The 14,453-nt window shown below is 63.3% G+C and carries 15 protein-coding genes; 4 read left to right on the top strand and 11 right to left on the bottom strand.

Annotated elements, in window-relative coordinates; all coding sequences use genetic code 11:
- Positions 1-81: 81 nt before the first annotated feature.
- Positions 82-987, bottom strand: a complete 906-nt coding sequence (locus tag KUV45_RS02125) for a PhzF family phenazine biosynthesis protein (RefSeq protein WP_222162228.1) — start codon at positions 985-987, stop codon at positions 82-84.
- Between the two features lie 264 nt (positions 988-1,251).
- Between KUV45_RS02125 and pyrB the strand changes: the two genes are divergently transcribed.
- Positions 1,252-2,280 (top strand): aspartate carbamoyltransferase, encoded by a 1,029-nt coding sequence (pyrB, locus tag KUV45_RS02120; protein ID WP_206942159.1) that lies wholly within the window; start codon positions 1,252-1,254, stop codon positions 2,278-2,280.
- Between the two features lie 168 nt (positions 2,281-2,448).
- Here pyrB and KUV45_RS02115 read toward each other — a convergent pair whose 3' ends face one another.
- Entirely contained in the window at positions 2,449-3,255 is an 807-nt protein-coding gene (locus tag KUV45_RS02115; RefSeq protein ID WP_222162229.1) for a helix-turn-helix transcriptional regulator, read from the bottom strand.
- Positions 3,256-3,369: 114 nt separating this feature from the next.
- Here KUV45_RS02115 and KUV45_RS02110 point away from each other — a divergent pair, with 114 nt between their 5' ends.
- Together KUV45_RS02110 and KUV45_RS02105 are read left to right on the top strand one after the other, a co-directional pair.
- Positions 3,370-4,182, top strand: coding sequence for a carbon-nitrogen hydrolase family protein (locus KUV45_RS02110; RefSeq protein ID WP_222162230.1), 813 nt, complete (start codon positions 3,370-3,372; stop codon positions 4,180-4,182).
- Between the two features lie 77 nt (positions 4,183-4,259).
- Positions 4,260-5,582: an APC family permease gene (locus tag KUV45_RS02105; RefSeq protein ID WP_222162231.1), complete on the top strand. Its 1,323-nt coding sequence runs from the start codon at positions 4,260-4,262 to the stop codon at positions 5,580-5,582.
- 119 nt (positions 5,583-5,701) lie between these two features.
- Here the strand turns inward: KUV45_RS02105 and KUV45_RS02100 are convergent, their stop codons facing one another.
- On the bottom strand, positions 5,702-6,661 hold the full coding sequence (locus KUV45_RS02100) for a DMT family transporter (protein WP_222162232.1): 960 nt from the start codon (positions 6,659-6,661) through the stop codon (positions 5,702-5,704).
- 347 nt (positions 6,662-7,008) lie between these two features.
- Here KUV45_RS02100 and ada point away from each other — a divergent pair, with 347 nt between their 5' ends.
- Complete coding sequence (gene ada / locus KUV45_RS02095) at positions 7,009-8,100, top strand: bifunctional DNA-binding transcriptional regulator/O6-methylguanine-DNA methyltransferase Ada (protein ID WP_222162233.1); 1,092 nt, start codon at positions 7,009-7,011, stop codon at positions 8,098-8,100.
- A gap of 36 nt (positions 8,101-8,136) precedes the next feature.
- Here the strand turns inward: ada and ruvX are convergent, their stop codons facing one another.
- From ruvX to KUV45_RS02055, 8 genes are all read right to left on the bottom strand, one after another.
- Positions 8,137-8,592 (bottom strand): Holliday junction resolvase RuvX, encoded by a 456-nt coding sequence (gene ruvX / locus KUV45_RS02090; protein ID WP_222162234.1) that lies wholly within the window; start codon positions 8,590-8,592, stop codon positions 8,137-8,139.
- Entirely contained in the window at positions 8,592-9,149 is a 558-nt protein-coding gene (locus KUV45_RS02085) for a YqgE/AlgH family protein (protein ID WP_206942153.1), read from the bottom strand. Before KUV45_RS02085 ends, ruvX begins: the two co-directional genes overlap by 1 nt.
- 177 nt (positions 9,150-9,326) lie before the next feature.
- Positions 9,327-10,301 (bottom strand): glutathione synthase, encoded by a 975-nt coding sequence (gene gshB / locus KUV45_RS02080; RefSeq protein WP_222162235.1) that lies wholly within the window; start codon positions 10,299-10,301, stop codon positions 9,327-9,329.
- A gap of 64 nt (positions 10,302-10,365) precedes the next feature.
- A complete protein-coding gene (locus KUV45_RS02075) occupies positions 10,366-11,118 on the bottom strand; it encodes a S1-like domain-containing RNA-binding protein (protein ID WP_206942151.1) in 753 nt (250 codons plus the stop codon).
- Positions 11,119-11,227: 109 nt separating this feature from the next.
- Positions 11,228-11,572, bottom strand: coding sequence for a hypothetical protein (locus KUV45_RS02070; RefSeq protein ID WP_222162236.1), 345 nt, complete (start codon positions 11,570-11,572; stop codon positions 11,228-11,230).
- 102 nt (positions 11,573-11,674) lie between these two features.
- Entirely contained in the window at positions 11,675-12,592 is a 918-nt protein-coding gene (locus KUV45_RS02065; protein WP_222162237.1) for an amidohydrolase, read from the bottom strand.
- Positions 12,593-12,601: 9 nt separating this feature from the next.
- Positions 12,602-13,882 carry a TRAP transporter large permease subunit gene (locus tag KUV45_RS02060; RefSeq protein ID WP_222162238.1) on the bottom strand — a complete coding sequence of 427 codons (1,281 nt, stop codon included), beginning with the start codon at positions 13,880-13,882 and terminating at the stop codon, positions 12,602-12,604.
- A complete protein-coding gene (locus KUV45_RS02055; RefSeq protein WP_222162239.1) occupies positions 13,879-14,436 on the bottom strand; it encodes a TRAP transporter small permease in 558 nt (185 codons plus the stop codon). The genes KUV45_RS02060 and KUV45_RS02055 overlap by 4 nt, the downstream gene beginning before the upstream one ends.
- Positions 14,437-14,453: the final 17 nt, after the last annotated feature.

Here is a 14,453-nt window from a genome sequence, read left to right as displayed (position 1 = left end):
AAATGAGCATTTTGACCGGGCTGGCGTACCAGACGATTTTTAACGCCGTATCACCAAGCGCAGGCACTTTTCGTACCAGCCCTAGCCACCTGACTGAGGATAGAGTCCCCCCTCTCCGATCAACACGGCCTGGCCGGCAATCTCGATGCTCACCTTGTCCTTGTCATCGCGCTGGGCGCGCGCATGGATCAGGCTAGACCGCCCCATCGCATCGCCCTGATGGATTCGCCAGTCGGCGCTCTTGCCCTTCATTTCTGTTCCTAGAAACCCTGCCAGTGCGGCCGCAGCGCTGCCCGTTGCCGGGTCCTCGACAAAGCTGCCCCCGTGACGGGAGAACATTCGCGCGTGAAGCGTGCCGGCGCCCTTCGCCTGTCTGGCGTTGTCGGCACTCACGTAAAAATAGACCTGCTCCACGCCGCTGGGCGAAACGTGAGAATGCCAGACACTCGAGGCCAGCTGAATGCCCGACAGGGCATCGACACTGGCCAACGGAACCAGGTGGAACGGCAGCCCGCAGGACGCCTGGACCGGATCACCCGCGATGTCATCCGGGGCGAGGCCGGCAAGCTCGGCCGCGTTGGCTTGTCCCAGGGTACTGGTGCCAACCTCCGGGGCACGGGCAGTGCGAAAGCGCGCCAGATCGCCTTCATAGGTCACCTTCAGGGGCCCTGCGGCAAGGTCCAGCACCAGTTCGCTGCGGGCGTTATCCACCAGTCCCTGGGCCGCCAGCAGGTGCGCCGTGCCAATGCAGGGATGCCCGGCAAAGGGCAGCTCCCTGTCGGGGGTAAAGATGCGCAGCGGAAAGTGAGCGCCGGCCTGGGCCCGCCCAACGAACACCGTCTCGGCCAGGTTGAGTTCATTGGCGATCGCTTGCATGCGCTCCGCCTCAAGACCATCGGCATCGAGAAATACCGCCAGGGGGTTTCCGGCGAAGGGCCGGTCGGTAAACACATCGAGCAGATAATAGCGGGTCAAGGACGGTAGCATCGGCGACTCCACGGGAAGCAGGTTGGACCAGCAACAGGCAACATTCACCCGGGCCAGGTAGCGCCTTCCAGCATACTGGCCTGGGCCGCTTTCTCGCCAGCACATGGCGCTCCACTTTTCTCTACGGCAAAGTCAGCGCCAGGCCACGGCAACGGGTGCTATCAGGGGTTCCGAGCTGACCCCAGACAGCTGAGGGGCTTATCGAGGCTGAACTGACTGTGCTCCGGCGTTACACTAGCGCCCGTTCCCACTGCCGAGGCCGCTGTGATGTCCCACCTGCTCTCCATCGATTCCCTGTCCCGCGACGATATCGACCACCTGATGCGGGTGGCGGCCACCATGGAACCCATTGCCCAGCGGCGCAAGGTCACCAGGGTTCTGGAAGGCGCGGTACTCGGCAACCTGTTCTTCGAGGCCAGCACCCGCACCCGCGTCAGCTTCCACACCGCCTTCTCGCGGCTTGGCGGTAGCGTCTGTGACACCACCGGCTTTACCTTCTCGTCCATGGCCAAGGGGGAATCGCTCTACGACACCAGCCGGGTGATGGCGGGCTATTGCGACGCGATCGTGATGCGTCACCCGGATCAGGGGTCCGTGGCCGAATTCGCCAGCGCCACCCATGTACCGGTGATCAACGCAGGCGACGGTCCCGGCGAGCACCCGAGCCAGGCGCTGCTGGACTTCTACACCATCGACAAGGAGTTCAACCGTCAGGGCAAGGCGCTGAAGGGCGCTCATGTGCTGATGACCGGCGACCTGAAGTTCGGCCGTACCGTGCATTCGCTGATCAAGCTGCTGGCACTATACGCGCCGATGCGTATCACGCTGGTGGCGCCGCCCGGGCTGGAGATGCCGCAACATCTGATCGAGCGCGTCAGCCGTCAGGGGTTGGACGTGGAAGTGCGCGACAGCCTGGCGGGCGATTTCTCCGACGTCGATGTGGTCTACACCACTCGCATCCAGAAGGAGCGCTTCACCGCCGAGATGAGCGAAGGCTTCAACCTGTCGCGGGATTTCACCGTCCATCGCGCCTTCATGGACAGCCGCTGCAACCCCTCGACCATCATCATGCACCCACTGCCCCGTGACAGCCGGCCAGAAGCCAACGACCTGGACGTGGACCTCAACGGAGACCCGCGCCTGGCGATCTTCCGTCAGACCGACAACGGCATCCCGGTGCGCATGGCGATCTTCGCGACGCTATTGAAGGTCGAGCATCTGATCGAGCGCGACATGCGTGATGTTCCCTGGTTCGTGCCAGCCACCGTCGGGGTCGATGACGCAGCGTTCTAGGCCGATCGTCCCGGGTCGCACTCATCCGGCGGGCGCCTGAAGGAAGCACTAGGCGCCCGCCGCGCAGCACCCCGAGCCTATGCGGTATAGGTGACGAGTTCGAGCAGCGCGCAGCGCATCGTCGGCGCAGGCATCTATGCAGTGTTTCCTGAACTCCCGCCATGGGCGTCAGCGACGCTCCTGCCAGAAACGCGAGAACAGCTCGGCCTGAGTGTTGATACCAAGCTTGGCATAAAGGTGCTTCTTGTGGACTCGGACCGTTTCCACCGAAATCGCCAGTCGGCGAGCGATCTCCTTGGTCGAGCTGCCTCCCAACATCAACTGACTGACCTCACGTTCACGCTCGGTTAGCCCGAAGCGGGTCGCCGTTGCATCCACGCCATCGCGCTGTGGATGCCACGGATGAGGCCCGGCCGTCGCCCCCGACTGCTCGAAGTACATGCGCAGGCGCATCAGTTCGCCGAGCCAAGGCTCAATCAGATGAAGCAGACCGATTTCCCCATGCCGAAAGCGCCGGGTGGCTCCCAAGGACAGACATAACGTCCGGCCAGCTCCCAGGGGGCGGTTGATTTGAACCTCATCACTGACGATGTTGCGCCGAAAGTAACGCTGATAGTACTCAGTAGAGGTGAAACGCACTGGCGCCACGTCATCCAGCGTCACCAGTCCACTGTGTGCCGAGTCACATGCCGCGATGTAGAACGGATCCAGCAGGTACAGCCCTCGCTGATAGTCCTCGAACAAGCTCTCATCGGCACCATCGTCCTCATCACTCTCCGCCAGAATGGTCGGCGGCTTATCAGAATGGAAGACGACAGCCACCCATGTATTGAAGACGACGTGCCGGGCCAGAGTTCTGGTGATGCTGTCCCAGAAGTCATCGCTTTCCAGCCGCGCAAGTAGCCGTGCAACGTCGCGGTGCCAGCCCAGCGTGTCCAGCACGCCCGCGGTTCCTTCTTCACTCACTTGGTTCATCTGCAGGGCCTCACCCAAGGGGGGTAACCCTGCCATGGAATAGGCAGGCCCGGTGAAAAAAGGATACTGATGTTTTACCGAATGCCAACCAACAACAACGCAGTGGAGTCTTCCATGCAGTTAGCCCTGGCACAACTTCCCGGCATTGAAGGGGACATCAAGGCCAATCTGGAGGCTGCCTTGTCCACCTTGATGCGTCATGGTGATCAAGTATCGCTGATGATCTTTCCCGAGACTCATCTCAGCGGCTTTGCCGAGCCTGGTCATGTCGAGGATCGTGCCTTGTCGCTTGACGGTCCTGAAGTCGCGCGCCTGGTTGAGGCAAGCCGTCAACAGGACTGTGCACTAGCGATTGGCCTACTCGAGCGCGCCGTGGACGGGGTCTACAACACGACGATCTTGATTACCCCTGAAGAAGGTATCGCGCTCACCTACCGCAAGACCCATCTGTGGCCGGACGAGCGAGAGCTGGTAGGCCTGGGGGATCGCATTGGCGTCACTCGCTGGCGCGGCCTGACCGTGGGACTGATGATCTGCTACGACATCGAGTTTCCCGAAACCGCCAGGGCACTGGGTGTGCTCGATGCGGACCTGATGATCGTCACCAACGGCAACATGGACCCCTATGGACCAGTGCATGCGCGAGCCGCCCAGGCTCGTGCACAGGACAACCAATGCTTTCTCGCCATGGCCAATCGCTGCGGCGAAGGTGCTGGCTTGATCTTCGCGGGGCGCAGTGCAGTGTACTCCCCATTTGGAGAGACCTTGTTCGAGGCCGGCCGAGAACCTGGCGTGCACCGCGTCTCTCTCGACCTTAATCAGCGCGCTCATGCTCGACGCGACTATGACTACCTCAGGGACCGGCGCGCCGAGCTGACGCTCGAGCGCGACGATGATCCGCAAGGCCCCGGTTTCCGTCTCCCCTGAACAGCCCCGACGCTCGACTTCTAACAACGACAGCCGCCGCGGCGGCCACCATCAACAACCATAAAGCGAGTTTCTCAATGTCCTCTTCCAAACCCCAGCTTGGCCTGTGGCAAGTGGTTCTTTTTGGCCTTGCCTATATGACGCCGATCATCGTCCTTGGCACCTTTGGTGTCCTGGCCGTCGTCTCTGAAGGCGCGGTCTCGGGTGCCTACAGCGCAGCACTCGTCGCCATGCTATTTACCGCACATAGCTATGGACGTATGGCTAGCGCCTACCCCGTCGCCGGATCCGCCTATGCCTACGTACGCCATGCGATCAACGACCGACTGGGATTCATGGCCGGTTGGGCTATTCTCCTGGACTATTTGTTTCTGCCCATGGTGATCTGGCTTATCGGCGCGGCGTACCTCCATTCCGCATTCCCTGCGCTGCCTGTAGCGGTCTGGCTTATCGCCTTTATAACCGTCACCACACTCATCAACATTCTGGGACTGACACTGGCCAGCTTGGTCAACAGCGTGTTGATGCTGGTGCAGGTGCTCGTCATCGCTGCCTTTGTCGCCTTGGCCGTGCACTATGTCATGGGCGACCCCAGTCAGCCCTTGTGGAGTCTGGCGCCATTCTTCGGTAGCACCGACAATCCTCAACTTCCCCTGCTGATGGCGGGCGCCGCAGTGGCCTGTTACTCGTTTCTGGGTTTTGATGCCGTCACAACCCTGACGGAGGAGACCCACCAGCCTGAGCGCACCCTGCCCCGAGCCATTCTGCTGATTACTCTGCTGGGCGGTCTGATCTTCATCCTGGTGTCCTACGTCGTGCAGCTTGCCGCCCCGGGATACGCTTTCGCCAACCCGGATGCCGCCGCCTACGAGATAGCGCGCAACATCGGCGGCGATATCTTCGTCTCCATCTTTCTGATCGGCCTGGTCGTGGGTCAGTTCGCCTCAGGCATCGCTGCTCAAGCCAGCGGTTCTCGACTGTTGTACGCCATGGGCCGTGACGGTGTGCTCTCGACCCGCTTGCTAGGTCGCCTGGGACGCTTCGGCACACCGACAGGCGGACTCATACTCAGCGGCGCCGTGGCACTCCTGGCGCTCACCATGGATGTGCTTTCCGCCGCATCTTTCATCAATTTTGGCGCTTTTCTGGCCTTTGCCCTCGTCAACGTCGCAGTCATCGCCCACTACTACCTCAAGCAACGACGCCGCGGTCTGCGTGACACCCTGACCTATCTCATCGCACCACTCATCGGGCTGCTGGCGATCCTGTGGCTGATGGCAAGCCTTGATAGCGCTGCCCTGACGCTAGGAGGCATCTGGCTCGTATGTGGTCTCGCGTGGCTCGCCTGGCTGACCCGTGGATTCCGTCAGGCGACTCCAGAGCTCAGTCTGGAAAGCTAAGGCCAACCAGTGACGCTCTGACCACAAAACCGACCAACAGCCAGCGGTCTTGGCCTCGGCTGTTGGTCGGGATGTCTAGGAAGAGGACCCCTTCACACTCTGAACTCCCGCCGTGGGCGTCAGTGCCTCGCGCCTTCTCGCCGGGCCTTCCCACGCGTCCAGGCAACGCTTCGACACCATCTCCATGGCCGTCCGTCGATGGCCAACAGCCCAAGGCCGATCAGCCCCAGGCCTGCCAGATGGCGCCACTCCAGGCGCTCGTCCAGCACGCACATTCCCAGCAGAATGGCGCTGGCCGGGATCAGCAAGGTGACCAGCAGCAGGTTCGTTGCCCCCGCACGCTCCAGCAGGCGAAAGTAGATCAGATATGCCAGGGCGGTCGAGAAGAGTGCCAGGCTGACCACCGCCGTCCACGTTGCCAGCCCCGGCCAGGGTGATTGCCAGAAACGCTCTACCCCCAAGGCCAAGGGCATCAGCACCAATGCCGAGGCCGTGACCTGGCCACAGGCGGCGATCAGGGGCGGACAGCCCAGGGTGCGAAAACGGCGCCCGAAGACCCCGGCAAAGGCATAGGACAGGGCGCCAGCCAGCACCGCAAGCGCTGCCCATGCGTGGCTCTCGGTACCCGCGTGAACCTCGCTGCCCAGCATATACACCACACCGGCAAAACCGATCGCCACACCCAACAGCCGACCTGCGCTCAGGGGCTCGTCACGGGTAAGAAAGTGCGCCACGACGAGGGTAAAAAATGGCGTGGTGGCATTGAGAATCGACGCCAAGCCACTGGCAATAACCCCCTGCCCCCAGGTAATCAGGCTGAACGGCAGCATGTTGTTGAGCAACCCCATGCCAAAGAAGGCAGCCCACAGGCCTGGGTCCAGGGGCATGCGCTGGCCACGCAGTAGTATCAGGGCGTTCAGCGCCACAGCGGCCAGGCCCACTCGCAGGGCCACGATGGTGAGCGGCCCAAGTTCCGCGACGGCCACTCCCACGAAAAAGAATGAGCCACCCCACAATATCGACAAGCCCAGCAATAGCGCCCACTCCATGGGCCCCATGGTGCGATCGATCATCTTCATTACGCGACTCCGGTCGGGACACCCTGGCAGCCTATGTCGGTGAAGCGGCGAGGGAACTTCGTTTATTGCTGCGAAAGTCGAGATAACGTCGAGATAGCGTCGAGGTGGGGAATAGACAGAAACGAGATAGTGGTCACGCGACTCGACGCCACCTCAGAGGCCTTCCCTGCCTGGCGGTGGCTATCGGCGTGGTAGAGTGGCAGATGGGCGGGGCGGCACACGAGGTAACGGGCATGTCACGCCACCAGTGTGCAGGTGTTTTGAAAGCAAGAGGCGGAGTGTGTCAGGCGCCGTCGGGGCGCATCTTGTCCCCATGAAGATTGCCGCAGCCTCTGCAGGAGCCCGCCATGAACGAGATACCCGAAGATAGTCCGCAACGCTTCGCTTCCGATGAGGCCAGATGGGCCGCGGTACTGGCCCGCGACGTCGCCGCGGTGGATGCTTTCATCTACGCCGTGCGCACCACCGGAATCTATTGCCGCCCTACTTGCCCATCGCGCCGTCCGCGCCGAGAGAACGCCGAGTTTTATGCCGATGCGGCCGACGCCGAGCAGGCCGGGTACCGGCCCTGTCAGCGCTGCCATCCCCAGGCCGCCTCCTTGCCCCAGCGGCACGCCCAGAGTGTCGCCAGGGCCTGTCGGCTGATACAGCACGCTGACACGCTGCCATCGCTTGATGAACTGGCCCAGGTGGCGGGGCTAAGTCGTTTCCACTTCCATCGTGTCTTCACTGCCGTCACCGGGCTGACGCCCAAGGCCTACGCGGCCGCTTGCCGCAGCGAACGGGTTCGCCAAGCGCTGACTCGGCAAGACACGATCACCGACGCGATCTATGCGGCGGGCTTCAATTCCAGCGGACGCTTCTATGCCAGTGCCGAACGTATCCTGGGCATGGCCCCCAAGCGCTACCGTGAGGGCGGCAAGGGCATGGAGATTCAGTTCGCCCTGGGAGAATGCTCACTGGGCACGATACTGGTGGCGACCAGCGACAAGGGCATCTGTGCCATTTCCTTGGGGGACGATGCGGAACAGCTCTTGCAGGCGTTTCAGGAGCAGTTCGCGAACGCCAATCTGACCCCCGGCGACAAGCGCTTCGACGCCTGGGTGGCCAAGGTGGTGGCATTCGTCGAAGAGCCTGGTGTCGGACTGTCACTGCCGCTGGATATTCGCGGGACCGCCTTTCAGCAGCGGGTCTGGCAGGCGCTGACCGAGATTCCCCTTGGCAGCACCATCAGTTACGCCGAGTTGGCAGAGCGGATCGGCTCGCCCAAGGCGGTGCGAGCCGTGGCAAGGGCCTGCGCCTCCAACTCCCTCGCACTGGCGATTCCCTGCCACCGGGTCGTGCGCAGCGATGGAGCCCTGTCCGGCTACCGTTGGGGCGTAGACAGAAAGCGCACCCTGCTGATGCGAGAGTTGGCACAAGGAAAAGCCGCTAAGTGAACGGGAAATACGGGGCATCGAGAGAGAGGAGGCCCCTCAGCGGCTGGGCAGGCCTTCCTCTTGGGCGAAGTAACCCTCCAGGATGAGGACGGCGGCGATGCCATCGACGCTCTCCTTGCGGAAATTCCCCCCATGTCCCTGCTCACGGGCGATGGCCTTGGCCTCCCGGGTGGTGCCGCGCTCGTCGAACATCTCGCACTCGACACCGTAGCGGCCAAACAGCCGCTTGCCGAATTTGCGCGCGCGGGTGCTCATCTCGCTCTCGCTGCCGTCCATGTTGAGCGGCAGCCCCACCACAAAGCGGTCGGGCTGCCACTCCTCCACCAGCGCGCTGATATGATCCCAGTCGGGAATGCCGTCCCGCGCCGGCAGCGGAGACAGCTCCCGAGCACTGCGCAAGAGCTCGTTGCCTACCGAGACACCAATACGGCGGGTGCCAAAGTCAAAGGCCAGGACCAGGCGCTCGCCCGGGGCGCGCTTGGAGCCGGCCATCAGCCGTGCCCGGCTTCACGGGTCATCAGGTTGAGGTCGACACCAAGGATGCCGGCACTGGCCGTCAAGCGCTGTTCCGGCGGCGTCTCGAACAGCACATGGGCGCTACCTTCCACGGTGAGCCAGGCATTCTCCATCAGCTCGTTCTCGAGCTGACCGGACTCCCAGCCAGCGCAGCCGAGGCATACCAGAAACTTCTCGGGGCCTTGGCCCTGGGCCAGTGCCTGGAGCATGTCCATGGACGTGGTCAGGGCGATGTCATCGGTGACCTGGATACTGGAGTCCCAAGGTTCGGCGGAGCCGGTATGCAGAATGAAGCCGCGATCCTTGTGAACCGGACCACCGTAATACACGGGGGCCTCGGCAATAGCGCCTTCCTCGACACTGATTTCCAGCTGCTCAAACAACGCTTCGAGGGTCAGGTCGGTAGGCTTGTTGACGATCACGCCCATGGTGCCGTTGTCATCGTGATCGCACAGATAACTCAGCGTTCCTGCGAAATTCGGGTCTTCCAGATGGGGCATGGCCATCAGGAAATGATTCTTCAAGCTTTGCATGTGTCTCCCAGGCGGTCTCGCGCGCCATCCAGATGCATGGCCGGGGAAGGGCTGTCAGCCCATATGCCCCGGCAGAATGCCCCCATTGTACCATTCGGGGGCATCGCACTCAGTGACTATCGCGCTCAGCGACAGTGGGCCAGGCAAGCGTTGTCCGGCGCCACCCCGTGAGCCGAGTCAGCGCCCGGCGTGATGCGCAGCCACACGACGCTCGATGGCGTCCATCAGCAGTCCAGCGATGTCCGTGCCGCGCTGGTCATCGATCTCGCGCACGCAGGTGGGGCTGGTCACGTTGATCTCGGTGATGTAGTCACCGATCACATCCAGCCCAACGAACATCAGCCCCTTTTCCTTGATCACCGGTTTGACCTGCTCGACCAGCCAGTAGTCGCGGTCGGTGAGTTCGCGGCTGACCCCTCGGCCACCGGCGGCCAGATTGCCGCGGGTCTCGCCAGCGGAAGGGATACGGGCCAGACCGTAGGGTACGGGTTCGCCGTCCACCAGCAGGATGCGGGTATCACCGTCCTTGATCTCGGGCAGGAAGCGCTGGGCCATGATCTGGCGTTGGCCACGTTCGGTCAGGGTCTCGATGACCGCGCCAAGATTGCGACCTTCGGGGCCGATGTGGAAGATCCCGCTGCCACCCATGCCGTCCAGCGGCTTCAGGATGACGTCGCCGTGCTCGGCCTGGAAGGCGCGGATCTCGCTGTCGCGACAGGACACCAGGGTCGGTGTACAGCACTGCGGAAATTGCTGGGCGAACAGCTTCTCGTTGCACTCGAACAGCGGCCGAGTGGGGTTGACCACCAGCACGCCTTCGCGCTCGGCGAAGGCCAGCAGGTGCACGGCGTTGAGGAAGTGGCTATCCACCGGCGGATCCTTGCGCATCAGGATCACGTCAAGCTCGGCCAGGGGAAGTGACTCGGCCTCGCCCAGGTCGTACCAGTGGGTCGGATCACGGTGTACCTGGAGTGAGCGCTGCCGGGCATACGCCCGTCCTTCCCGCAGAAACAGGTCTTCCTGCTCCATGTAGGACAGGCTCCAGCCACGATCCTGAGCGGACCATAGCATGGCGAGGCTGGTGTCTTTCTTGTAGGTCAGCTGGTCGATGGGGTCCATCACCACGCCGACGCGAAGGGGGCGATTGGTCATTCGGGCGTCGTCCGCTAGCGGTTGATGACGTCAAGTATGCCCGACACCCCCGGCGCCACCAAGGTCAGTCACTGTCGGCAACCGAGCCCGATTCCCTGGGCGCCAGGCGCACGCCGCTGTCCTCGATGACGATCAGTCGGCGCTTGTAGAGCCTGCCGATCGCCTGCTTGTAGGCATTCTTGCTGACGCCCAGGCGTGCCTTGATCTCTGCAGCCTGGCTCTTGTCGGACAGGGGAAGATATCCCCCGGCATCTCGCAACGCCTTCAGTACCTGCTCCCCCACCACGTCCAGGCGGGCCTCGCCGGGAGGCAGCAACGACAGATCCAGCCGTCCATCCTCGCGCACGCGCTTGATGTAGCCCGTCAAGCGCTGGCCGCGACGCAGCGGGCGGCTGATCTCATCATGGTACAGAAGACCCCAGCAGCGGTGATCGACCACCGCCTTGACCCCGAGCTCGGTGGTATCGGCAATGATCAGCACCACCTGGTCACCGGTGCGGTGCTCGTCGCTATGATCGCTGAGGTAGCGCTCAAGCCGCTGAGAGGCCACTGGACGACCGCTGTGATCCTCGCTGACCTTGACCAGCACACGGCGCCCGACCGCGGGCGTCAGGCGCTGTTCGCTGCGGGGCAACAGCAGGTCACGCTCGTGCCCCCAATCGAGAAAGGCACCGAAGTCGGTGACCTGCACCACACGCAGGTCGGCCACCTCACCCACCATCACCTTCGGCGCGCCATGGCCCTGACGGGTCCGTGAGGAGGAAGAACGGCTATTGCTGGAGCGCGGCGGCGCCCCGCGATGGCGGGAATCGGACATGGGGAAGGGTTCCGCAAAAGTGTGCAGCGCCTATTATGGCGACTACCGCGGGCACATGATACCGCCCGCGGCAGACCCTACGATCAGGCAACGTCAGCAATGACGCCCTTCAGTTCGGCCAGCGGGGGCCCCGGCGCCCCAGGCGACGGCTGTTGGCCGACGTCTTGCGTCCCAGCGGCCGGATGGCTGCGGTCCATACCTGATCAGGGCTGTGGCCTTTCATCACGGCCCGCTGTGCGGCCAGGGCCGACTGGGTGAACGCCGTCATCTTCTCCGTGACCATGCGCACATCCTCGTTGGGCGCCACCGCCCACAGACCTCGCATACCCAGCAAGCGCATGCCCATGACCCACTGCGCTTCGACCATCATCTGGGTCATTTGCATGCCCATCCACCAATAGCCAAGGGGGGTTCCCCACTGAGCGGACGACATTCCGGCAGGACGTCTTGCCATGGCGCGACTCCTTCATCATCGGGCAGAAGTACCCTTTGCAGGGTAGGCGAAAAAGCATACTTCCTTACGATAGCGGAGAATGCTCCCCTTCAGGCATCACGTTCAGGCATCAAGGCGGTAACAGCGCACCGCGTTGTCGTGGAGAATCCGCTGGCGAGCCTGGGGCGCGGCCTGGGCGATGGCCCGCTCCACCATGGCCAACCAGGTGGCGTAGCTGGCATTGAGCCCGGTCACCGGGAAATTGCTGGCAAAGATGCAGCGCTCGGGCCCGAAGATGTCGATGGCCTCGGCCAGAATGGCGATATTAGCCTGTTCATCCCAGGCCGCCATGGGACTACCCAGCTCCGACAGCTTGACCGTAACCCGCGGGTTGTCGGCCAACCGGTGCATGCCCCGCCGCCACTGGGCAAGCCCTTCAGGGGAGCGGTCCCAGGGCAGACCGGTATGGTTGAGGATCACCTCGAGTGCGGGCGTCGCTTCCAGCGCCTCGGCGGCCTCTTCCAGATGCCAGGCAGGCACACGCAGATCCCAGGACAGCGACCGCTCCTCCAGCAAGCGCAGCCCCCGGGTCCAGCCAGGATCTCTGAGCGAGCCAGGCTGGCCGACGATCTCGCCCACCTGGTCAGGCCGCGCCGCGGTCACCGGCTTGGCGCGCACGCCACGAAACAGCGGCGAGGCCATCTGCGCCTCGAGCTGCGCCTCGCAATCGGCGCTGGCGAAGTCGGCCCAGCCCACCAGCGCCACCGGCAGCCCGTGGCGCTCGGCATGCTCGGTCAACCAGGCGGTTTCCCGGGCGGGATCGCTGCGCTCGGCCTCGGCCTCGCAGTGCACCGTGCCGACCAGGCGATAACCTTTCGGCACCAGCGCCTTGATGTCCGGCGCCTGGAAGGGTCGGCGAAAGGCCTGATAGTCGCCGAGGAAGAAGTGGGGATTGATCTCGTCCTCGAGCCAGGGGTAATGCACGCTGCCATCCAGCGCCCAGAAGTGATGGTGGGCGTCGATCAGGTCCTGAGTTGCCATGATGTTTCCTTATCCTGCGAGCCAGTAGAGCGGGGCGGTGATGATCTGCGGGAAGGCCACGAACAGCAACAGGATCACCACATAGGCCAGGGCGAAGGGCATGACGCCCGCCACCGCTTTCTCGAACTTGAGCTGGCCCACGCTGGTGATGACGTTGAGCACGTTGCCGACAGGCGGCGTGATAAGCCCGATGGCACAGTTCAGTACAAACATGATGCCGAAGTAGACCGGATCGATGCCGGCGATCTTGACGATGGGCATCAGGATCGGTGTCAGCACCAGAATGGTCGGCGTCAGGTCCATGACCATGCCAACGATCAGCACGATGGCCATGATCGCCAGCATCAGCAGCCGCGGGTTGTCGGCCAGGGGTGCCAGCAGGTCCGCCACCAGCATCGGTAGCTGGGCGATGCTGATCAGCCATGAGGCCACGCTGGCAGCGGCGATCAGGAACATCACCACGGCGGTGGAACGCGCCGCCTGGACCAGCACCTGGTACAGCTCGGACAGATTCAGCTCACGGTAGATCAAGGTCGACACGACAATGGCGTAGACCGCCGCCACCACTCCGGCCTCGGTCGGGGTGAAGATGCCGGTCTTGATGCCCCCGATGATGATCACCGGCAGCATCATCGCCCAGAAGCTCTGGCGCAATGCCTTGAGGCGCGCCTTGCCGGACGCCTTCTCGGCCACCACCAGGTCTTCCTTGCGGGTCATGAACAGCCACATCACCACCAGGGTGACGCCCATGATCAGCCCCGGCACGATACCTGCCAGAAACAGCTTGGTGATGGAGATGCTGCCCGCCACGCCGATGATGATCAGCGGAATCGACGGGGGAATGATCGGCGCGATGATGCCCCCGGCCGCCATCAGCCCCGACGAACGCCCCAGCGGGTAGCCCGCCTCGCGCATCATCGGCAGCAGCATGCTGGCCAGCGCCGCGGTATCAGCCACCGCCGAACCGGACAGGCTGGCCATGACGATAGCGGCAAAGATGGCCACAAAGCCGAGCCCGCCCTTGCGATGGCCGACCAGGCTCATCGCCAGCACCACGATGCGCTTGGACAGGCCACCCCGGGACATCACCTCGCCCGCCACCAGGAAGAACGGAATCGCCAGCAGGGTATAGCTGTCGGCGCCGTTGACCAGGTTCTGGGCCAGAATCTGGGAGTCGAACAGCCCCAGGTGGAGCATCAGCACCACCGCACTGACCAGCAGTGCGAAGGCGATCGGCAGGCTGAGACCGATGGACGCCAGCAGTGACGTCAGAAACAGACCGATGGTCATGGCAATTCCTCCCCAGAGACAGCCGGGCGGCTCAACGAGGCCGGCGCTACCAGCCGAAACAGCAGGATCACCGACATCAGCCCCCCCGCCACCAGCCCCGCCAGATAGAACACCCCCACCGGGATACCGCTGATCGGCGAGACGTTGCTCCAGTTGAGCAGGGTCTGGGCGTAGCTACCCTTGAGCAGCATCAGGCAGCAGCCCAGCATGACCAGAGTTACCAGGCGAGCCAGCACGGCCTGCAACGGCGCCGGCAGGCGGTCGCTGAAGGTGGTCACACTCAGATGCTCGTGGCGCATCAGGCAGACCACGGTGCCCAGGAAGGTCACCCAGACGAACAGGAAGCGCGACAGCTCGACGCTCATGGAGATGCCGCTGTTGAAGCCATAACGCAGCACCACGTTGGTGAATACCAGCGCGATCATGGCCACCAGCGCCAGCACCATCAGGGCATTGAGCAGACGCTCGGTAACCCGTGACAGTCGCATCAGCGACGCCGCTGCGCCGTGGGCGGGCGGATCGTGTTTCACGGAGGACGGAGAGGATGGCGACATGGCGTCGACCTCCTTGC

It is taken from the genome of Halomonas sp. DP3Y7-2 (genome assembly GCF_019800795.1).
Lineage (GTDB): Bacteria > Pseudomonadota > Gammaproteobacteria > Pseudomonadales > Halomonadaceae > Halomonas > Halomonas litopenaei_A.
The sequence above is the reverse complement of the archived record's forward strand: the minus strand, read 5'-3'. Positions and strand labels throughout refer to the sequence as shown.